Origin of the sequence: Blautia marasmi, assembly GCF_900258535.1 — a bacterium.
GTDB classification, from domain to species: Bacteria; Bacillota; Clostridia; order Lachnospirales; family Lachnospiraceae; genus Blautia; species Blautia hominis.
In genome coordinates, this window is sequence record NZ_OIWX01000001.1 from 2,718,393 (window position 1) to 2,738,818 (window position 20,426).

Annotated in this window: 15 protein-coding genes and 1 CRISPR repeat array; of the genes, 12 read left to right on the forward strand and 3 right to left on the reverse strand. The window is 42.8% G+C overall.

Annotated elements, in window-relative coordinates:
- The first annotated feature begins 169 nt into the window (after window positions 1-169).
- Both C6P39_RS11755 and C6P39_RS11760 read left to right on the forward strand, forming a co-directional pair.
- Window positions 170-889, forward strand: a complete 720-nt coding sequence (locus C6P39_RS11755) for a hypothetical protein (protein WP_104803914.1) — start codon at window positions 170-172, stop codon at window positions 887-889.
- A gap of 56 nt (window positions 890-945) precedes the next feature.
- Entirely contained in the window at window positions 946-2,121 is a 1,176-nt protein-coding gene (locus C6P39_RS11760; RefSeq protein WP_158661548.1) for a plasmid pRiA4b ORF-3 family protein, read from the forward strand.
- Window positions 2,122-2,403: 282 nt separating this feature from the next.
- Here C6P39_RS11760 and C6P39_RS11765 read toward each other — a convergent pair whose 3' ends face one another.
- A complete protein-coding gene (locus C6P39_RS11765; protein ID WP_242987023.1) occupies window positions 2,404-3,333 on the reverse strand; it encodes an extracellular solute-binding protein in 930 nt (309 codons plus the stop codon).
- Window positions 3,334-3,515: 182 nt separating this feature from the next.
- Between C6P39_RS11765 and C6P39_RS11770 the strand changes: the two genes are divergently transcribed.
- The 8 genes from C6P39_RS11770 to C6P39_RS11805 all read left to right on the forward strand — a co-directional run bounded on the left by C6P39_RS11770 (window position 3,516) and on the right by C6P39_RS11805 (window position 14,374).
- On the forward strand, window positions 3,516-5,654 hold the full coding sequence (locus C6P39_RS11770; protein ID WP_104803916.1) for a CRISPR-associated helicase/endonuclease Cas3: 2,139 nt from the start codon (window positions 3,516-3,518) through the stop codon (window positions 5,652-5,654).
- A gap of 43 nt (window positions 5,655-5,697) precedes the next feature.
- Window positions 5,698-6,357 carry a type I-C CRISPR-associated protein Cas5c gene (cas5c, locus tag C6P39_RS11775; protein WP_104803917.1) on the forward strand — a complete coding sequence of 220 codons (660 nt, stop codon included), beginning with the start codon at window positions 5,698-5,700 and terminating at the stop codon, window positions 6,355-6,357.
- Window positions 6,354-8,150, forward strand: coding sequence for a type I-C CRISPR-associated protein Cas8c/Csd1 (cas8c, locus tag C6P39_RS11780; RefSeq protein ID WP_104803918.1), 1,797 nt, complete (start codon window positions 6,354-6,356; stop codon window positions 8,148-8,150). Before cas5c ends, cas8c begins: the two co-directional genes overlap by 4 nt.
- The gene (cas7c, locus tag C6P39_RS11785) at window positions 8,134-9,024 is read left to right on the forward strand and encodes a type I-C CRISPR-associated protein Cas7/Csd2 (protein WP_104803919.1); all 891 of its coding nucleotides are present in this window, start codon (window positions 8,134-8,136) and stop codon (window positions 9,022-9,024) included. The genes cas8c and cas7c overlap by 17 nt, the downstream gene beginning before the upstream one ends.
- Complete coding sequence (gene cas4, locus C6P39_RS11790; RefSeq protein ID WP_104803920.1) at window positions 9,024-9,692, forward strand: CRISPR-associated protein Cas4; 669 nt, start codon at window positions 9,024-9,026, stop codon at window positions 9,690-9,692. Before cas7c ends, cas4 begins: the two co-directional genes overlap by 1 nt.
- Entirely contained in the window at window positions 9,689-10,720 is a 1,032-nt protein-coding gene (gene cas1c / locus C6P39_RS11795) for a type I-C CRISPR-associated endonuclease Cas1c (RefSeq protein ID WP_104803921.1), read from the forward strand. The genes cas4 and cas1c overlap by 4 nt, the downstream gene beginning before the upstream one ends.
- Window positions 10,721-10,729: 9 nt before the next feature.
- Complete coding sequence (cas2, locus tag C6P39_RS11800) at window positions 10,730-11,020, forward strand: CRISPR-associated endonuclease Cas2 (RefSeq protein WP_104803922.1); 291 nt, start codon at window positions 10,730-10,732, stop codon at window positions 11,018-11,020.
- A 171-nt stretch (window positions 11,021-11,191) separates the two neighbouring features.
- Window positions 11,192-12,284: a CRISPR direct-repeat array (repeat unit 32 nt; unit sequence GTCACCACCTTCGCGGTGGTGTGGATTGAAAT).
- Between the two features lie 362 nt (window positions 12,285-12,646).
- Window positions 12,647-14,374: an AAA family ATPase gene (locus C6P39_RS11805; RefSeq protein WP_104803923.1), complete on the forward strand. Its 1,728-nt coding sequence runs from the start codon at window positions 12,647-12,649 to the stop codon at window positions 14,372-14,374.
- Window positions 14,375-14,680: 306 nt separating this feature from the next.
- On the opposite strand, the gene C6P39_RS11810 is transcribed toward C6P39_RS11805, so the two are convergent.
- Together C6P39_RS11810 and C6P39_RS11815 are read right to left on the reverse strand one after the other, a co-directional pair.
- Window positions 14,681-16,051 carry an MATE family efflux transporter gene (locus C6P39_RS11810; RefSeq protein WP_104803924.1) on the reverse strand — a complete coding sequence of 457 codons (1,371 nt, stop codon included), beginning with the start codon at window positions 16,049-16,051 and terminating at the stop codon, window positions 14,681-14,683.
- 141 nt (window positions 16,052-16,192) lie between these two features.
- Window positions 16,193-16,933, reverse strand: a complete 741-nt coding sequence (locus tag C6P39_RS11815; protein ID WP_104803925.1) for a lysophospholipid acyltransferase family protein — start codon at window positions 16,931-16,933, stop codon at window positions 16,193-16,195.
- 422 nt (window positions 16,934-17,355) lie between these two features.
- On the opposite strand from C6P39_RS11815, the gene C6P39_RS11820 reads away from it, so the two are divergent.
- Window positions 17,356-18,753, forward strand: a complete 1,398-nt coding sequence (locus C6P39_RS11820) for an MATE family efflux transporter (RefSeq protein WP_095174785.1) — start codon at window positions 17,356-17,358, stop codon at window positions 18,751-18,753.
- 921 nt (window positions 18,754-19,674) lie between these two features.
- Window positions 19,675-20,415 carry a protease complex subunit PrcB family protein gene (locus tag C6P39_RS27935; RefSeq protein WP_242987024.1) on the forward strand — a complete coding sequence of 247 codons (741 nt, stop codon included), beginning with the start codon at window positions 19,675-19,677 and terminating at the stop codon, window positions 20,413-20,415.
- The last annotated feature ends 11 nt before the right edge of the window (window positions 20,416-20,426 follow it).

Consider the following 20,426-nt stretch of genomic DNA (forward strand, 5'->3'; position numbering starts at 1 on the left):
CAATAAGCCATCAATCCAATAAGTTGCCAATCCAATAAACCATTAAACCAATAAAGCCAAACCAATAAAGCCAAACTAATAAAGCCAAACCAATAATCCACTAAAACAATACCCCGCCAAATCAGTACCCCACCAATACATCACACCATCATACAAGGAGAAAAAGCCTATGAACAAACTCTGGAAAAAATTCGACCAACTATCCACCCGATGCTACGAAGATATGATCCAATCCAACCCCACCATGGACAACTGGGATGAAGCATTTTCCGTATTAGTTGAAATCACTGAGGAAGGAAGACAGCGAGACAGCAGCTTCGCCCAAGAGATGTACCAGTTAGAGGAGAGCATTGAGTACAAATGCGATGTCAGCGGATGGTTTGAAGATTACATGGACGAGCTTGAGATGTGTGAGAGATATAACCGGCTTCAGTATGTCTGCGAAAAAGTCCTCCAATTATTCCAGTGGAAAGAGGAGAGCCCTTCAGACATTAAATTCCACATTGCGTTCGCCATGGCAGGCCAGGGGAAAAATGAGGAAACCCTTGCCTTTTGTGAGGATTGGTATAAAGCAGAGTATGACAATATAGTTGCAGCAACTTCTCTAATCTATGCGCAGACCGCAGTGAAAGATTATCAAGGCGCGGAAGCCGTTGTTAAAAAATTTATCACCAAAGACACGGTTTGTTCGGAGGAAAATGATATTATCTATACCGCAGCTTCCCATTTATACAAGGTTAACGGTAATAAAAAAGAAGAAAAACGCATAAATAAGGCTATTAAAACATATGAGAAAGAACTGGAGGAGTATTTTTTGAGTTTAGATGAAGAAGATCTGGATTTCGATTTAAATCTGGATATCCCAGATGAGGAACTGCCATTTAAATAAAAAACGCATAAAATTACAGCAGATTTCCCACGCACATATAAATGGGGGCACATAAAATGGAAAAAAACAAAAAATCAGTCAAAGCAAATATACTGAATATGCAAGAAGTACAAGCGGCTGCAGAGTGTTTGGCAGAGGACTACATACAATTCTTAAATTATATGGGTAACAATACCGTAAAATTAACCGCAAGAACCATACGTTTGGGAAAGAAGGACTGCTTTGAAATCAACAGTCTGTTCCATTGTGCACCGGAGATATGGCAGGGGGCGGGGCGCACACAGGAATATTATGTGGAAATAGATTATTTTTTCTGTTTTTCAATATATTATGGGATCATCCGTCCATTCAAAAAGGGCAGCAGCTTTTTGGTTGAGATGACCGGAAAAAAAGAACAGTTCTTAAAGATGACCAGTACCCAGCGCTATGGCATTATGCTGACATACATGTTTGGAGAATACCTGTGGAGCGAAAACAGTGATGGCTGCACAAATGATTTTTCCCATGCATTAATACGTGATGAGTGCATGCCTGTAGATTATTCGCAAATTACAGACATGAGAAGTTTCAAATACATTTACTTAACATTCCCCAGGTTGTTTTCGGTCTTTGGATTATTGGAAATTAAATGGGTGGAAACATTAGAAAAAGATGATAAAAACGGGATGCACCATATACGTCTGACAAGTCTGGGAACGGATATCTTCCGCTTCATTCGCATCCGAGATCTGTTATCTCTCTGGGATGAGGAAAGGATTCCTTATCTGCTGAACAAGTTTACGGCACTTGGTTCCACCATTGATGACGTAAAAGCGTTTATGCAGCCGGAAAGCACATCCGGTGATGTTACATACATACTGAAAGTGGAGCTGGGGAGCTGCATGAGAAAAATCAGGATAGGCGGCAGGGCAACCCTGGAGGAACTACATGAAGCGATACAGCGGGCAGTTGACTTCGATAATGACCATATGTATTGTTTTACGATAGGATTTGGAAGAACAAAGAAAAGTTATTACCATCCCTATTGTAGAGACGAGGCATATCTGGCTAATGAGGTGTATTTGCAGGAGATACTGCTGTATGAAAAGATGAAGTTTGAATACCTTTTTGATTTTGGAGACTGCTGGAGATTTGAAATTACAGTGGAGAAAATCCTTCCGGAGTATACGGAAAACGCGGGGGTGATCGAACAGAAAGGAAGAAATCCTGAGCAATATTGGGACGAATTTTAGGATACGTTATAGGATGTGCATGCACCAGAAGCAACCAGATAAGAGAAGTATTCCGGTAACTGTTCTGCAAGTCTGCGAGTTCCGAGCACTGACCGTCAGAAAGCGTTCAGCGTGCAGGCAAAAATCCCATTGTGAAAACAATTTTGCACGGCTTTTTGCTTGTAAGAGTGAATGTAGTAAGTTACTAAACAGTCATGAATTCTGCAGAATAGGAGTGCTGTACGTGCTGTTACACCATTGTGTACAGCACGCGCAAGCAGCCTGTGAAGGACCTGATATGCTTCAATATTTCCATTTGCCAAGCAATTCATCCCGAAGTTCCAGATCATCGATCCCCGTCATATCCGCATATTTAATATCCTCCGGATAATTCTTCATTTTACTCTCCTGTCCTTCCAATATCTTCCCCGGATTATAATGGTCCTTATCATAAACAAGATAGTCATTTACCAGATAAGTAAACACATCTTTAACATCCTGCTTATCATCCTTCCCCTTCACAATACTAACCCCATCCAACGAATACGGTGACCCGGATTCGGGATAAATCATTTTCAAAGGATTTCCATTATTGATCTCCGTTACCACCTGATACGTGAGGGCAGTACCCACAGCACATTCCCCCTGGATCAATAATTTCACCGGACCGGACCCCGACTCAGAGTATTGTTTTACATTCTCATTGAGTTTGTCAAAATAATCTAACGCCTTGTCCTCCCCCCACACATTCCTCAGATTCAGATAAAAATTATATCCTGTGGAACTGGATTTGGGATTTTGGATAGAGATTCTATTCTTAAATTCCGGTTTCAGCAAATCTTCATACGTTTTGGGTTCGTCAATCCCATACTTTTCCAGAATTTCCGTATTTACCGCAAACCCTCCGCCATAACTCTCCCATATTAAATACTTCCCATGCTCCGGAAGCATACCCTCTATATAATCCAAATGTGAATACTCCGATACATCGGCCAAAGCATCCTTCATTTTTTCCATGTATCCGGTTTCAATCCCCAGCACAATATCTGCATCAGAGCTTTCTTTTTCCGTTTGAACCTTAGCAGCCACCTTTGCTGTAGGCATGTACATGATCTGTACGTTTAACCCCGGAAATTTTTCTGCCAGATGAGCTTTCAGATCATCATTTCTATATTGTTCCAGAGCGGAATAAATCACCAAATAGGGATAAAAACTTATTATATCAATTTGCATTTCTCTAGAGTTTTATCAGCTGAATAGGCACCATAGGATAACTGATATTAGAGCATGAAAATGCAGTAGATAAATGTGGTCATAATGACGCAATAACTCAAATATAAACAATAAATATTGTGCAATATGCATACATGGTGTATAATGGAAATGTAACTAAGTAATAAAATTGAGGAAGTAAAATGTATTTAGCCCATATAAGTGAAGATAAATTAAGGCAACAATCCATCGCAGATCATGCGGAAGGCGTTGCAGAACTTGGCGGTATGTTTGCCGCTTGTTTTGACTGTAAGGAATGGGGATATGGCTGTGGATTGGTGCATGATATCGGAAAATATTCTATGGAATTCCAGCGGCGTCTGCACGGAGGTCCTAAAGTAGATCATGCAACTGCAGGGGCGCAGGAATTATTCCGCAATAGAAATGTCATGCAGGCATATTGTGTGGCAGGACATCATTCAGGTCTGCCTGACGGTGGTTCGCCTGCAGAACCGGCAGCATTTTATGGAAGAATGAAAAAGGAACTGAAAGATTATCAGGCCTTTAAAGAGGAGATTAAGATACCGGCATTTCCGGCTGCACCGCTTAGGCCCATAGGAAAAGGTGGGTTTAGTGCGGCCTTTTTTATCCGTATGCTCTTTTCCTGCCTGGTAGATGCAGACTATCTGGATACTGAGCGATTCATGAAGCAGGGGAAGATTTCCAGAGGAAATTACGATTCTATAGAACAATTGTTTGACAGGCTATATAAGCATATAGCCTCCTGGCTGATAAATTATGATGAGGATACAGTAAACGGAAGACGCTCTGCCATACTGCGTGCATGTTTGGAAAAGGGAAAAGAGAAACAGGGCCTTTATCAGCTCACCGTGCCCACAGGTGGAGGAAAGACTGTTTCGAGTTTGACCTTTGCCCTGCAGCATGCCAAAGAACATCATTTAGAACGTATCATTTATGTGATTCCGTTTACGTCCATCATCGAGCAGAACGCACAGGTATTTAAGGATATTCTGGGAAAAAATAATGTGCTGGAAAATCACTGTAATGTAGTCTGCGACAATGATGAGGAACTTGGGGATACGCAGCTTGCAGCGGAAAACTGGGACAAACCGGTCATTGTAACCACGAATGTCCAGTTTTTTGAGTCCTTGTTTGCCAATAAGACATCCAAATGCCGTAAGATACACAACATTTCCAAGAGTGTGATAATCTTTGATGAAGCACAGATGCTGCCGGTGAATTATCTCAGGCCGTGTATCCAAGCTGTCAGTGAATTGATATATAACTATCATTGTTCCGTAGTATTATGTACCGCAACACAGCCTGCGCTGAAACCGTTTTTTCCGGAATTCATAAAGGCGGAAGAGATATGCCCGGATGTGAAGGGACAACATGAGTTCTTTAAAAGGACGAATGTTAAAGATATTGGTGAGATTTCGGAGGAAACCCTCATTTCTGAATTGGAAGGAAAGCAGCAGGTACTCTGCATATTAAACAGCAGGAAACGAGTCCAGAGAGTGTATGGATCTTTAAAGGGAAAAAATACATATCACCTGTCAACTTACATGTATCCAAAGCACCGAAGAAGTATCTTAGACAGGATAACAAGGAATCTTAAACATGGCAGGCCATGTAAACTGATCGCGACAAGTCTGGTGGAAGCTGGCGTTGATTTTGATTTTGCGTCTGTGTTTCGGGAATTGGCTGGAATTGATTCTGTCATTCAGGCAGCAGGACGGTGCAACCGAGAAGGGATTCGGAAAAAAGATGAGAGTGAGACTATAATTTTTAGTTTGGAGCAGAGCGAAGATATTCACATTCCGGGGCAATTGAAGCTGCCTATATCTGTTGCAAAACAGATCACAAAAAAATATGAGGATATCACATCACCAGAGGCGATCCACGAATATTTTCAAAGGCTTTATCACTTTCGGGGCGAAAGTCTGGATATAAAAAACATTGTAGAGAGTTTTGAGAAGGGGATTCCTTCTTTTAACTTCCCTTTTGCAACAGCAGCAAAAGAATTTCACATCATTGAGTCACAGACAAAAACAATTCTTGTTGATAAAGAACCGGAGGCAATGGAGCTTGTGGAACGCCTGAGAAGAGGAGAGCATTCCAGGGAGCTGTTCAGGGCTGCAGGACAGTATTGTGTAAGTGTATATGAAAATGATTTTAAAAACCTGGACGGGGCAGGTATGCTGGAGGCTCTGTGTACAGATATAGATACAGATTTTTATGTACTGCGTGATAAAGAGCTTTATACCGATGACAGAGGTCTGACGGTCAGGGCAGAGAGGGGAGATGCATTATTGTGGTGAGTGTTTTTACATGGAAGGCAGCAAAAGCGGGAGGAGGAGAAAAATGAGCCATGGTGTACGCGTAAGGGTTTGGGGGGATAGAGCACTGTTTTCGCGGCCTGAGATGAAAGTGGAGCGTTGCAGCTATGATGTGATCCCACCGTCGGCAGCACGGGGGATTTTGGAAGCAATCTACTGGCACCCGGGATTGCGCTGGGTAGTTGACAGGATCTATGTCAAAAAGCCGATACAGTTTACCAGTATCAGGCGTAATGAGGTCAAAAGTAAATTACAGGCCGGAAATGCATTAAGCGTTATAAATGGAGGGAATAAGCCGCTGTATCTGAGTGCCAGAGAGGAAATTGTGCAGAGGGCCGCTATCTTACTGCGGGATGTTGAGTATGTGATAGATGCACATTTTGAGATGACAGAACAGGCAAATCAGACGGATAACTGCGGTAAATTTAAGAATATTATTGTGAGACGGCTGCGCAGAGGACAGTGTTTTCATATGCCGTATTTTGGATGCAGAGAATTTCCTGCTAATTTTGAAATGTATGAGCAGGAGGAGGTAGAGACTGCCTATCCGGATTGTGTAAAGGATTTGGGATATATGTTGTATGATTTTGATTATTCCGATCCGGAAAATATCACACCCATGTTCTTCCGGGCAGTCATGGAAAAAGGGGTACTGGATGTACGGGATTGTGAGGTGGTCAGATGATCCTGCAGTCGTTAGTGGAATATTATGAGGCTTTGGAAAAGAAAGGAGAAATAACCAGGCCCGGCTGGTGTAAAGCAAAAATATCTTTTGCACTGGATATCTCGGAGACAGGTGATCTCTTAGGCGTGATTCCTCTGAAGATTGAAAAACAAAAGGGGAAGAAAACAGTGATGGAACCCCGGCAGATGGAAGTCCCGGAAATGGTGACCCGCTCCTCCGGTGTATCAGCGAATTTCTTGTGTGATAACTCGGGGTATTTCCTGGGGATTGATAATAAAGGAAAACCTAAGCGTTCAAAAGAATGCTTTGCTGCGGCTAAAAACAAACATCTGGAGATCCTGGAAGGTATGGAAGGAACCACCGCCAGGGCAGTGTGCAGTTTCTTTGAATCCTGGAATCCGGACAGTGCTGCGGAGCATGCTGTAATAAAGGAGAGTCTGGATGAAATAATTTCCGGAGGGAACCTGATTTTCTGCGTGAACGGTGACTGGGTCCAGGATGAACATGAGATAAGAGAAGCCTGGGAAAACAGCAGAGGTAATGTGGAATGGGAAAACGAAGGTATATGCCTTGTCACAGGGCAGAAAACAGAAATATCCAGGATCCATGGACTGATCAAGGGAGTGCCCGGCGCACAGTCAAGCGGGGCAGCTCTCGTGTCTTTTAATGCACCGGCATTTGAATCATACGGAAAAGAACAGAGCTATAATGCTCCTGTAGGGACTTATGCGGCATATGCCTATACTACAGCTCTAAATCATTTGTTGGCGGACAGGTCACATACCAGTCAGATTGGTGATACGACAGTTGTATACTGGGCAGAGGATGGGGATGAGAAGTATCAGAATATATTTGGCGGTGCTGTGGACCCGTCTGTAGATAATCAGTATATCATTGACGGCGTGTTTAAAAGCCTGGAGGCAGGAAAACCAATCGCAGTTGACGAGGCGGAAGAAAGCCTGTCTTTGGAACAGAAATTCTATATATTGGGCTTGGCACCTAATGCCGCCAGGATTGCGGTGCGTTTTTTCTATCAGGACAGTTTCGGAAATATCCTCAGGCATTTAAAGGAACATTATGACAGAATGGAGATCGTTAGGCCGGCTGCTGATGAAATGCGGTATATGGGAATCTGGCGTATGCTTCAGGAAACGGTGAATAAAAAGTCCAGGGACAAAAAGCCAGTATCGAATATGGCGGGGAGCGTATACCGGGCAGTTATTTCTGGAGGACAGTATCCTGCATCTCTATTTCTGGGAGTGATGGGGAGGATCAGAGCGGAGCAGGATGATAAAGACAGCCATAACCGAAAAATAACAAAAGGAAGAGCAGCAATCATCAAAGCGTATCTGATTCGCAACGGCTATGATAAAAAGGAGGAGATAACAGTGAGTCTGAATGAGGACAGCAGAAATGTAGCATACACTTTGGGACGGGAATTTGCAGTGCTGGAAGCCATCCAGGAGGAGGCAAATCCGGGAATTAATGCAACGATAAAGGACAAATACTTTAATTCAGCTTGTGCCACGCCTGCAGCCATTTTTCCGGTGCTGTTTAAGTTAAAGAACAGTCATATCCGTAAAATTTCAAACCGAGGCAAGGTGGTTTATTTTGAAAAGCTTTTAAGTGAACTTCAGAACAGAATACCGGTAACGGAAGGGCAGACGGTTCCCTGCCCAAGAAGACTTTCACTGGAAGAACAGGGGATGTTCATACTGGGGTATTATCACCAGAACCAAAAACGATACGAGAAAAAGGTTAAGGAGGAAGAGCAGGATGTCAGAGGTAATTAAAAACAGATATGAGTTTGTGATTTTATTTGATGTAGAAAATGGGAATCCAAACGGAGATCCCGATGCTGGAAATCTGCCCCGTATAGATCCGGAAAGCGGATACGGGATTGTCACAGACGTATGTATTAAAAGAAAAATAAGAAATTATGTGGAAGCAGTAAAAGAGGATGAAGAGGGATACAAAATCTATATAAAAGAAGATGTGCCTCTGAACCGGAGCGATAATACAGCATATGAATATTTGCAAACCAACGAAAAGGAAATTAAAGATTTAAAGAAAAAGGATCCGGATGTGGATCGGAAGATTCGTAATTTTATGTGCGGAAACTTTTTTGATATCCGAACATTCGGAGCTGTTATGACTACGTTTGTGAAAGCTGCCCTAAACTGCGGACAGGTCAGAGGCCCTGTTCAGTTGGGATTTGCCAGAAGTATTGATCCGGTGGTGAGCCAGGAAGTGACAATAACCCGTGTTGCCATTACCACAGAGAAGGATGCGGAAAATAAAAGTACAGAGATGGGAAGAAAGAACATAATTCCATATGCACTTTATAGAATGGAAGGATATATATCGGCAAATCTGGCAAGGAAAGTGACTGGATTTACAGAGGACGATCTGGAGCTTTTATGGGAGGCCATTATCAATATGTTTGAGATTGACCATTCTGCTGCCAGAGGGAAAATGGCTGTCAGAGAGTTGGTTGTTTTCAAACACAGCAAAGAATTTGGCGATTGTCCGGCCTATAAACTGTTTGATGCGGTTGAGGTAAAGAAACATGAAGATGTGATCTATCCCAGAAAATATCAGGATTATCAGGTTGAGATCCATTCGGATATGATTCCGGAAACCGTGGAGATTTCAAGGAAAATATGATGGAATATAAGGAAGAGGATTTTCTGATGCTTTCAGGCATCCAGCATTTTGCCTTCTGCAGGAGACAGTGGGCCTTGATACATATTGAGCAGCAATGGCAGGAAAACGTGCGTACTGTGGAAGGTGAACTGCTTCATAAGAGGGCACATGATACATATTCTTCGGAGAAAAGAAATGATGTGATAATCAGCAGAGGGATGCCTGTACATTCAAGGGAGATGGGAGTCAGCGGGGTATGTGATATTGTGGAATTCAGAAGGGCAGAAGATGGAATTTCCCTGCATGGGCACCGCGGGACTTTTCAGGTTTATCCTGTTGAGTACAAGAGAGGCAGGCCGAAAGATCCCCCAATTGATATTCTGCAATTGACAGCTCAGGCTATGTGCCTGGAAGAGATGTTATCATGTACGATTGCGGAGGGAGCTATTTTTTACGGAGAGGTGAAGAGGCGGGAACGTGTTGCATTTTCGGAAGATTTAAAGACACAGGTGAAGGATATATTTGCAGAAATGCATCAGCTTTTCAATAAAAAATATACTCCTCGTGTTAAATGGTCAAAGGGTTGTAATGCATGTTCTCTCAAGGATATATGTCTGCCGAAACTGGGAAAGGTACCTTCAGTTAGGGAATATATACATGATGCGATTGGGGAGGAGGGCAGTCAATGAAGAAACTATTGAACACCTTATATGTCACCTCCCCAGATGGTTATTTATCTCTGGATGGTGAAAATGTAGTGGTGTTGGATAAGGACAAGGAATTAGGAAGGGTACCACTGCATAATTTAGAAGCAATCGTTTCCTTTGGATACAGAGGAGTGAGTCCGGCATTGATGGGAGGCTGCGCAGAGCGGGATATTTCGTTGAGTTTTATGACGCCCCAGGGCAGGTTTCTGGCAAGAGTGACAGGGAATGTGCGCGGAAATGTTATTCTAAGGAAGAAGCAGTATAAGGTATCCGGGGAGGACGAAACAAGTCTTATGATCGCACGCAACTGTATACTTGGGAAAATTTATAATTCCCGGTGGGTTCTCGAGAGGGCTGTAAGGGACCATGGTCTTCAGATTGATACGGAGGAGGTAAAGCGTGCATCAGGATATTTGCAGCAGTCTTTAAAACAGGTTAAAGGCTGCACAAATATGGAGCAGCTTCGAGGATATGAGGGGGAAGCGGCAAGTGTTTATTTCCGTGTATTTGACCAGCTTATCCTGCAGCAGAAAAAAGACTTTAAATTTGAAGGAAGAAACAGAAGACCACCGTTAGATAATGTAAATGCGATGCTCTCGTTTTTTTATACGTTGCTTACAAATATGTGTGCCTCAGCATTAGAAAACGTGGGATTGGACCCATATGTAGGGTTTATGCATACAGACAGGCCCGGCAGAGTCTCGCTGGCACTTGACATGATGGAAGAGCTGCGGCCTGTTTTGGTGGACCGGTTTGTTCTGACAATGATTAATAAAAAAATGGTCAGCAAGAAGGATTTTTCTGTTAAAGAGGACGGGGCAGTATTGATCAGTGACAAATGCAGGAAGCAGTTGCTGACAGAGTGGCAGAATAAAAAGAAAGAAGTCATCACCCACCCATATTTAGGAGATAAAGTGGAGTGGGGAATCATTCCATTTGCGCAGGCAATGCTTCTGGCTCGTTATTTAAGAGGCGATTTGGATGAATATCCACCATTTTTCTGGAAGTAGGTGAAGTGGATGTTAGTATTGATAACCTATGATGTGAATACAGAAACAGATGCCGGGAAAAGACGCCTTAGAAAAGTAGCCAAACAATGTGTGAATTACGGGCGGCGGGTACAGAATTCTGTTTTTGAATGCATCCTTGATAATACCCAATGTGTTTCACTGAAAGCCGTGCTGGAAGATATTATCGATAAAGAAGTTGACAGCCTGAGATTTTATTATCTGGGAAATAATTATAAGACAAAAGTTGAACATATGGGAGTTGATAGGGGAACCGCAGCTGATTCAACTTTGATTTTCTAGTGCGAATATGAAGTGAACAGAAAAACCCTGGGGGATTCGCACCGGGCTTTAGAGATAGGATGGGTGGATTTGGAGATGGTTTATGGGGCTAATTGGGATTAGATGATAAAATATGATTGATATTTGGAGATGTTGCACAAATATGTAATGATAGGTTTGGTAGTTTTTGCTGTCACCACCTTCGCGGTGGTGTGGATTGAAATTTTTGAGTCAAAGCTGATGACGTGGGAACCGGAGCGTCACCACCTTCGCGGTGGTGTGGATTGAAATTCCTCCGGCTTTTTCGTATTTGTCTATGGCTTCCGTCACCACCTTCGCGGTGGTGTGGATTGAAATCGGATGTATGGGTCTATGTAGCAGCTATAGTTCCTCGTCACCACCTTCGCGGTGGTGTGGATTGAAATACTGGATCCGTAATGACGTCGTACACATCCTTAAGTCACCACCTTCGCGGTGGTGTGGATTGAAATTCACCGTCCAGCGCGATCAGCGCACCTATCTTCTTGTCACCACCTTCGCGGTGGTGTGGATTGAAATATACTACACCCCCGCTCACGTGATCCTGCGTGGTCACCACCTTCGCGGTGGTGTGGATTGAAATAAAAGCAGATCAGCAATGTCCTCGGACAGCTTTTTGTCACCACCTTCGCGGTGGTGTGGATTGAAATAGGGTGAGTCTTATAATATAAAAAGAGGGCATAAGTCACCACCTTCGCGGTGGTGTGGATTGAAATTTTTCCATTGACTTAGATACTCATCCGAATTATGTCACCACCTTCGCGGTGGTGTGGATTGAAATTTTGAAGCTTTTGGAGAAAAGGCACCACTTTTTTGTCACCACCTTCGCGGTGGTGTGGATTGAAATTCCTTCAACTGAAACGTGCATGGACTGACGCAGTTCGTCACCACCTTCGCGGTGGTGTGGATTGAAATGACGAATTGGAAAAACTACTGAATGAATACAGTGTCACCACCTTCGCGGTGGTATGGATTGAAATCCTCGTGTAGTCAGGAACGTGATAGGTGCTGCCATGTCACCACCTTCGCGGTGGTGTGGATTGAAATCAGCACACTGTTCTCGATCACGTACTGCCCCGCCGTCACCACCTTCGCGGTGGTGTGGATTGAAATACCCAGGACTTAGACAGCTATATACAAAATAACGTCACCACCTTCGCGGTGGTGTGGATTGAAATTCAACTTGCCGGTTCTGTCCGCATTCTTCAGGCCCGTCACCACCTTCGCGGTGGTGTGGATTGAAATGTACCAATGCCCGAGACTGACCCTACAACGGCGCCGTCACCACCTTCGAGTTGTGGGAGTGAAATATTGACATCTTCTTTTAATCCTCTTATAATGAGGGGCATCCTCCTCGCGTTAGTGTGGATTGAAACATTTAAATGTAGGGTATACTGTGATTGAAAACGAAAGTCACCTTCCTCACGCTGGTGTGGATTGAAATGCTCTATTGCTTATTTCATGGTACAATACACTCTCGTCACCACCTTCGCGGTGGTGTGGATTGAAATACACAATGAATCCATTGGCATCTAGCGAGGATTAAGGGGAATTGAAGAAAATATGACTAAGTGAACCTGATTTTTCAGAAAGGGGCGTGCAGAAGAAATGAATACCAATATTAAAAAGAAACTCCCTATTGGTATAGAGAGTTTTGAGAAAATTCGCATAGAAGATTTTTACTATATTGATAAGACCGGTTTAATTAAAGCCCTACTTTATAATTGGGGAGAAGTTAATCTTTTTACACGACCCAGACGTTTTGGAAAATCTCTTAATATGAGTATGTTAAAAAGTTTTTTTGAAATAAACACCGATAAGGAGTATAAAAAAAATCTGTTTGAAGGGTTAGACATTGCAAATGATACGGACTTATGTAAGACGTATATGGGAAAATTTCCGGTCATTTCAATCAGTTTAAAAGGTGTAAATGGAACTGATTTTTCGGCTGCACGCTCTATGATGAGTTCAATCATCGGAAATGAGGCTTTGAGATTCTACTTTTTGTCAGAAAGTCCCAAATTAAACGAAAAGGAAATAAAATTATTTAATCAACTGACAGAGGTTGATGAAAGTAACCGTGAAGGTTTTATTATGTCAGATACAGTGCTGACAAGTAGTCTAAAGATTCTATCTATGCTGCTCCAAAAACATTATGAAAAAAAGGTTATAATACTGATTGATGAGTATGATGTCCCTTTGGCTAAGGCCTTTGACAACGGTTATTATGACGAGATGGTGATGTTGATACGAAACTTGTTTGAGCAGGTATTGAAAACGAATGACAGCCTGCAGTTTGCTGTATTAACCGGATGTCTGCGGGTATCAAAAGAAAGCATATTTACAGGGTTAAATAATTTGAAAGTCCTCTCTATCACTGATGTACGATTTGATGAGTATTTTGGATTTACAGATAAGGAAGTGCAGGATCTCTTAAAATACTACGAACTGACCCAATTTTATGGCATAGTGAAAGATTGGTATGATGGGTACCGCTTTGGAAATGTGCATATTTACTGTCCTTGGGATGTAATATGTTATTGTGATGAACTTAGATTTGATCCCAAAGCACTGCCAAAGGATTATTGGTCGAACACCAGCAGTAATGAGGCTGTCAGACATTTTATAGAAAATGCTGAAACTAATACAACAAAGCGTGAAATAGAACGCCTTGTAGAAGGTGATATAATCAAAAAAGAGATCCGTCGGGAACTGACTTACCGGGAGCTATATAATAACGCGGAAAACATTTGGAGTGTTTTGTACACAACAGGCTATCTGACACAACAGGGAGAACCTGATGGAGATATATTTCCACTTGTAATTCCAAATCAGGAAGTCAGAAAGATATTTACAAAGCAGATTACAGATTGGTTTCAGGATACAGTTAGGAAAGACGGAGCAGCATTAAATGCATTTTGTGAAGCATTTGAAAAAGGCGATGCAGCTGAAGTGGAAAAACAGTTTAATTCCTATCTGAGAAAGACCATCAGCATCCGGGACACTTTTGTTAAAAAGGACAGGAAAGAAAACTTTTATCATGGAATTCTTCTGGGTCTGCTTAGCTTTAAGGGGAATTGGAATGTATGGTCTAATCGTGAATCCGGTGAGGGTTATAGCGATATCCTCGTAGAAATTGAAGATAAAGACATGGGGATTGTAGTTGAAGTAAAATATTCAGATGACGAAAATCTTGAAGCTGTGTGCAGACAAGCGCTGAAGCAAATAAATGATAAAAATTATCCTGAAGAGCTTCAGCAGCTAGGTTTAAACCATATATTGAAATTTGGAATAGCGTGCTATAAAAAAAGATGCAAAGTGATCAGTTTAAGATAACAGTTCAGACAGGTCTGCGAATTTACTGCGCTGACCGTATGAAAAAGTAGTGCCAGCTTTATCCAGCCCATCGCAAAGCGATTTTTAATGGCTGGATGCGTAACGGTTCAGCTTGTCTGAACTGTTACAGTTTAGAGAAAGCTGATTATAATCAAAACAATATTTTTTTCTTAATCTGTAAGGAGAGGCATGGGATTAGTCAAATCATATGTAAACAGATAAATCGGACCGGAGGAGTGCGTTTGAAAACCCCTCCGGTTTTATTCCCATCTTGCCTGAAAACTAAACTAAACCGGATATATCGATTCAATTTCTTTTCGTAACCTTACCAACTTTTTCCCATTTCCATTTCCACCTCCCCGTCAAATACCACCCAAACGATATCACATAATTAGCCGCCCACCCCATAGGCACAGCCATCCATGCAACCTGGATCCCATATACCGGCGCAAACACATTCGTCACGACCACCCGAATAGACAGATTCACCAGATTAGCCACTGTAAATGCTTTCACATCCCCAGCCCCCCGCAGCAGACCATCTGTGGAGGCTTTCAATCCGATCAAAGCGTAAAAGAACGAAAGAAATTTCACATAATCCAGTCCTGTCTGAAAAGCGACACTCCCATTTCCGGCATCTAAAAATGCTGAGACAAACACATTCCCAAACAGCTGATAAAGAACACAAAGAAACGCCCCGGCGCTCAGAACTGTCACATAGCACATCCGATAGCCCTTCTTCACCCGCTCCAATTGCCCTGCACCGACATTTTGGGCCGTAAATGTGGACATGGCGTTTCCCATTGCCAGCATAGGCACAATACTGATGGATTCAATCCGCATTCCTGCAGAATAACCCGCCAGCACAGAAGCCCCGAAGCTGTTCACCACGGACTGGACCAACAAAATCCCAATCTGCACAATAGACTGCTGTATTATAGAAGGAACCGCGATCCGCACCATGGAAACCATCAGCCCTCCGTTGTACAGCTGACAAGGCTCATCCGTTTCATATTTCTTCAATTTCCGTAGAAGCAGTACAAACGATATAACAGCGGACACCCCCTGGGCAATCAACGTTCCCACCGCAACCCCTCTCACCCCTTGCTGAAATTGGATGACAAAAACCATATCCAGAAAGATATTCAAAAGAGAGGAAAATATCAGCAGATAAAGCGGCGTCCTGGAATCGCCCAGCGCATTGAAAATAGATGCCTCTACATTATACATAAACAAAAACGGCAGCCCGGCAAAATAAATCGCCAGATACAGCGCTGCATCTGAAAACACCTCTTGGGGCGTATTCACCCACCCTAGAATCCTGTGGTTCAAGAAAAGTCCCAGAGCCCCCAGACAAATACTCACCACCAAAAAGTTGATCAATGTGGTGAAAACAGCTGTCTTCATCTTACTTTTCTGCCCTGCGCCAAGACATTGTGAAATGATCACAGAACTTCCAATTCCTCCGCCGATGGCAATGGCAATAAATACATTCGTGATCGCATAAGAAGCTCCAACAGCGGCAAGCGCCCGCTCCCCGACGAAATTACCCACGATCACAGAATCCGCAATATTATAAAACTGCTGAAAAAGATTCCCGAAAATCATAGGCAGAGCAAAAAGCAGCAGTGAACGCCCTGGCGGATCGGTCAGCATATTGTATGATTTTTTTCTCATAATTCCTTTGTCCCTCTCTTTTACGGCATTTTCCTTCTGTTAAAATTCAGAAACGCTGCCCCGGTATTCCTTCTATAATAATAGAATAACCGAAACAGCGTTTTTTACGATAAACTGCAGCATAAACTATAAAATTTAATTTTAGAAGTTTTCTCTGTGTTCCTTCAACATATGTAAAATAGTTTCCTGTGTATATGCTCCCAGACGTTTCTTATCTTCCTTTGACAGCTGGTCTGGATAAATCGGTTTTCCGTATTCCACAATCACTTTAGCCGGCTTGATCTTTGGAAAATGAGCCTCAAAAATCTCAGCCGAATTGGTGATCGCAATGGGAATAATAGGACAGCCCGATTTTGTGGCAATCTTAAAGCTTCCTTCATGGAAGGGCAGCATCTCCAGTTCACTTTCATTTTTATTTCTGGTTCCCTCTGGGAAAATACAGATGGAAATACCATTTTTCGCTTTGTCAATAGCAGTCAGAATGGTTTTCATACCAGCTTTGATATCCTTTCTGTCCAAAAACAGACAATGCAGATATTTCATCCAGTTAGACAGCAGAGGGATTGGCTCCATTTCCTTTTTGGCAACATATCCCGTCAGATCCGGGCACATGACATAAGTGAGAAGAATATCAAAAAAACTTCTATGATTTCCTATGTAGAGCACAGCTGTGTCATTGGGAACATTTTCATGGCCTATGATCTGAATATCAGAGCCCGTAATTTTAAGGACACATCTAAAAACAGCCTGGACAATACGAAGAGAACTGATATCCTTTGCTCTCCGGCTGCATTTGCCGATCACCCACTCGACCAACAGAATAGGAATGGATAAAATAAGAAATCCTACAACTACAATACATACGAGAATAAAGCGGAACATAACACTCACCTTTCTATACCGTTTGGTATATGTTATTGGATAAGAAACCAGATATGCTGTGTGCATACCTGGCCGGTAATTTTATATATTATATGACACGTTTCCTATGCCAAAAGGTGTGGGAGCCATTCACAGCACATTTTGCTGTACCATGCTGCTGTCATTACACCAATACCTGGAACTCCTTATATTATACGGAAAACACGAAGGGGATGCAAGCCATATTTACCTATATAACGTGGAAAATATATCACTACACCCCTAAAAGACACACCATTTTCTTTTGATGCAAACATTCTTGTTATTCTAACGAAAATCCTCGCAAAAAATCGTCAATATATTCCATATTATTTTCTTTACAAAGAAGATTTCCTGTAGTAAGTTATGTATTATATCGCTGATTTTAGGGGGCTTAGAGGAAAATGGAAAAGACCGGAGTGATGAAGAAATTCATCGGAAACAAAAATTTTTATAAGATGATCCTGGCAATAGCTGTACCTATTATGATACAGAACGGCATCACCAATTTCGTGAGCCTTCTGGACAATATCATGGTAGGAAGGATCGGCACAGAGCAGATGTCAGGTGCAGCCATTGTAAACCAGCTCATCTTTGTCTATAACCTCTGCATCTTCGGAGGTGTGTCAGGGGCAGGTATATTTACTGCGCAGTATTTCGGGCAGAAGGACAACGAAGGAATCCGCAATACTTTCCGTTATAAAATATGGATGGCTCTGATTTTAACAGTGGGGACTGTCATCGTTTTCCTCATTGGAGGCGAGCAGCTCATCAGCATGTACCTTCACGGTGAGGGCAGTGCAGAGAATCTGGCGGCTACACTTATCTACGGGAAACAATACCTTTACATTATGCTTATAGGACTTCCGCCGTTTATGATGGTCCAGGTATACGCAAGTACGCTGCGTGAATGCGGAGAGACCGTTGTACCCATGAAAGCCGGTATCACAGCCGTAATCATTAACCTGGTGTTTAACTACATATTAATTTACGGAAAATTCGGTTTTCCGGAACTGGGTGTACAGGGTGCGGCCATAGCAACCGTACTGTCCAGATATGTGGAGGCAGCCATAGTCATCCATTGGACCCACAAACACAAAGAAATAAACCAATACATTGAAGGCCTGTACAGTACCCTGAAGGTCCCTGCGCTGTTGACTAAAAAGATTCTCATCAAAGGAACCCCTCTTCTTCTGAACGAGGCCCTTTGGGCTGCCGGAATGGCCATGCTGACACAATGCTATTCTATCCGGGGACTTAATGTAGTTGCGGCCCTGAACATTGCCAACACCATCAACAATGTATTCAATATTGTATTTATAGCTCTTGGAGATTCCGTGGCCATTGTAGTGGGTCAGCTTCTGGGAGCCGGCAAAATGAAAGAAGCCCGGGATACAGATACAAAGATGATCGCATTTTCTGTATTTTGCTGTACCGGTGTTGCGCTGCTCATGCTGCTCCTAGCACCCCTGTTCCCCATGCTTTACAACACCAACCAGGAAGCCAGGGAGCTTGCAAAATACTTCATCATGGCAACCGCAGTCTTCATGCCCCAAAATGCCTTCCTCCACGCAGCCTACTTCACCCTGCGGTCCGGCGGAAAAACCATTGTCACCTTCCTGTTTGACAGTGTGTTCATCTGGTGCGTAAGCGTAACCATAGCCTTCACCCTAAGCCACCACACACTACTTCCTGTAGTTGCCATCTACATTCTGGTACAAATGGGTGATATGGTGAAATGCCTCATAGGCTTCATACTAGTAAAAAAAGGCGTATGGCTGCAAAATATAGTAGCCAATTGATCCCCACTCAACAACACCCTTGAAACATACATCCCTAGAGCTGCCACACGAAGCAAGTCCCACATAGCAACCCGTGCAACACTTTCCAAAACGCACCCAGCTATAAACACCTTCGTCCGGCAGCTCCATTTCCCTAAATTCATAATTTCCCATTAACTGTTTCATCCCTTAACATCCACAACCAAGATCATAAAGCACCACCTTATACCATAGAATCCTACCTTCCACTCAACAATCCCCTCAAGCAAACTTTTTCACAGCAACGCAATCACCACACAAATGAATAAATTATCTGCTACATATTCCACAACCCAAAACAACATAGTATTCATCACTTAATATCCACCAATTCAAAAACACCTCCCATACCACTATAACTTAAAAACAACTTCCAAAAACTATACCCTCAACCTGTAACCATAATCTGAATTCCCCAAATGGTATTCTAAAGCTGTACTCACAAACTGAGTTTCCGAAAATGTATTCCTAAGCTGTACTCACAAACTGAGTTTCCAAAAATGTGTTTCTAAAGCTGTACTCACAAACTGAGTTTCCGAAAATGCATTCCTAAAGCTGTATTCACAAGCTGATTTTCCGAAAATGTATTCCTAAAGCTGTACTCACAAGCTGAATTTCTGAAATCGTATTCCTAAATCTTTATTCACAAGCTGAATTACCAAAATCGTACTCCTAAAGTTGCACTCACAAGAAGAGTTTCCAAATCCGCATCCCTAAAATTGTATTTCAAAAGCTTTATTCTCAAAGCCATATCCCAAAATCAACGTCACTAAATCCGCATCCAAAAAGCCAGATCTCAAAGCCACAACCAAGCCCATCCAACGCAACACATCACGCCAAAAACATGAAGTTTTCATCAAAACCAGGGGGAACAGGGCAGGGCGGGCATAAGTCCCAGGAGTGATGTTTCAGAGGAGCGGACAGGAGATCCACCTGCCCCAGACACTTAGCGAGGAACCCACTGGTGACGAGCTTAGTGACTGGGAGCAGGTTAGCTTCTGTCCAGCGGAACGCTTCACTCCTGGGACTTATGCCCGCCCTGCCCTGTTCCCCCGTCCGCCTTCAAAAAAATCCCCAAATCCCCAATCCCCTGTTCCCCCGTCCGCCTTCAAAGAAATTCCCAATTCCCCAATCCCCAATCCTTCATTTCAAAAAAATTCCCTGTCATATTACATCCCTCCTCCACATACACTATTGCTAAGAGCACCAAAAACCAAAGGCGGCACCCCAACATTGAAAAAATTAATCCTAACACTATGTTTCATCTGCCTCCTGACCCTCCCCCTGGCCTCCTGCAGCATAGAAAAAGTCAAAGCCCAGGACGGAGTCAAGCCAGAGTACACAGTGATGAAGGAAGAGGATTTTCCTGATAAAGTCAAGGAACTGATAGAAGAAAACAAAGAATCAGAATTCCAGCTTACATATCAGGACGGTTCCTACCTATACCTTCTCAAAGGCTATGGCAAACAAGAGACAGGAGGATACAGTATCCAAATTGAGGACTTGTCCCTGTGGGACAATGCGATCCATCTACAGACCACCCTAATAGGGCCGGAGGAGGACAAAGACCTAAAAGACGAGCCATCCTATCCATATCTGGTGGTAAAAATGAAATACCGGGAAGAGCCGGTAATTTTTGAATAGAAAAGAGGGCT

What these genes read in the sequence shown, in the direction of transcription:
- C6P39_RS11755 (WP_104803914.1), top strand. Translation starts at nt 170, where the DNA reads ATGAACAAACTCTGGAAAAAATTCGACCAACTATCCACCCGATGCTAC.
- C6P39_RS11760 (WP_158661548.1), top strand. Translation starts at nt 946, where the DNA reads ATGGAAAAAAACAAAAAATCAGTCAAAGCAAATATACTGAATATGCAA.
- C6P39_RS11765 (WP_242987023.1), bottom strand. Translation starts at nt 3,333, where the DNA reads ATGCAAATTGATATAATAAGTTTTTATCCCTATTTGGTGATTTATTCC.
- C6P39_RS11770 (WP_104803916.1), top strand. Translation starts at nt 3,516, where the DNA reads ATGTATTTAGCCCATATAAGTGAAGATAAATTAAGGCAACAATCCATC.
- cas5c (WP_104803917.1), top strand. Translation starts at nt 5,698, where the DNA reads ATGAGCCATGGTGTACGCGTAAGGGTTTGGGGGGATAGAGCACTGTTT.
- cas8c (WP_104803918.1), top strand. Translation starts at nt 6,354, where the DNA reads ATGATCCTGCAGTCGTTAGTGGAATATTATGAGGCTTTGGAAAAGAAA.
- cas7c (WP_104803919.1), top strand. Translation starts at nt 8,134, where the DNA reads ATGTCAGAGGTAATTAAAAACAGATATGAGTTTGTGATTTTATTTGAT.
- cas4 (WP_104803920.1), top strand. Translation starts at nt 9,024, where the DNA reads ATGGAATATAAGGAAGAGGATTTTCTGATGCTTTCAGGCATCCAGCAT.
- cas1c (WP_104803921.1), top strand. Translation starts at nt 9,689, where the DNA reads ATGAAGAAACTATTGAACACCTTATATGTCACCTCCCCAGATGGTTAT.
- cas2 (WP_104803922.1), top strand. Translation starts at nt 10,730, where the DNA reads ATGTTAGTATTGATAACCTATGATGTGAATACAGAAACAGATGCCGGG.
- C6P39_RS11805 (WP_104803923.1), top strand. Translation starts at nt 12,647, where the DNA reads ATGAATACCAATATTAAAAAGAAACTCCCTATTGGTATAGAGAGTTTT.
- C6P39_RS11810 (WP_104803924.1), bottom strand. Translation starts at nt 16,051, where the DNA reads ATGAGAAAAAAATCATACAATATGCTGACCGATCCGCCAGGGCGTTCA.
- C6P39_RS11815 (WP_104803925.1), bottom strand. Translation starts at nt 16,933, where the DNA reads ATGTTCCGCTTTATTCTCGTATGTATTGTAGTTGTAGGATTTCTTATT.
- C6P39_RS11820 (WP_095174785.1), top strand. Translation starts at nt 17,356, where the DNA reads ATGGAAAAGACCGGAGTGATGAAGAAATTCATCGGAAACAAAAATTTT.
- C6P39_RS27935 (WP_242987024.1), top strand. Translation starts at nt 19,675, where the DNA reads ATGTTTCAGAGGAGCGGACAGGAGATCCACCTGCCCCAGACACTTAGC.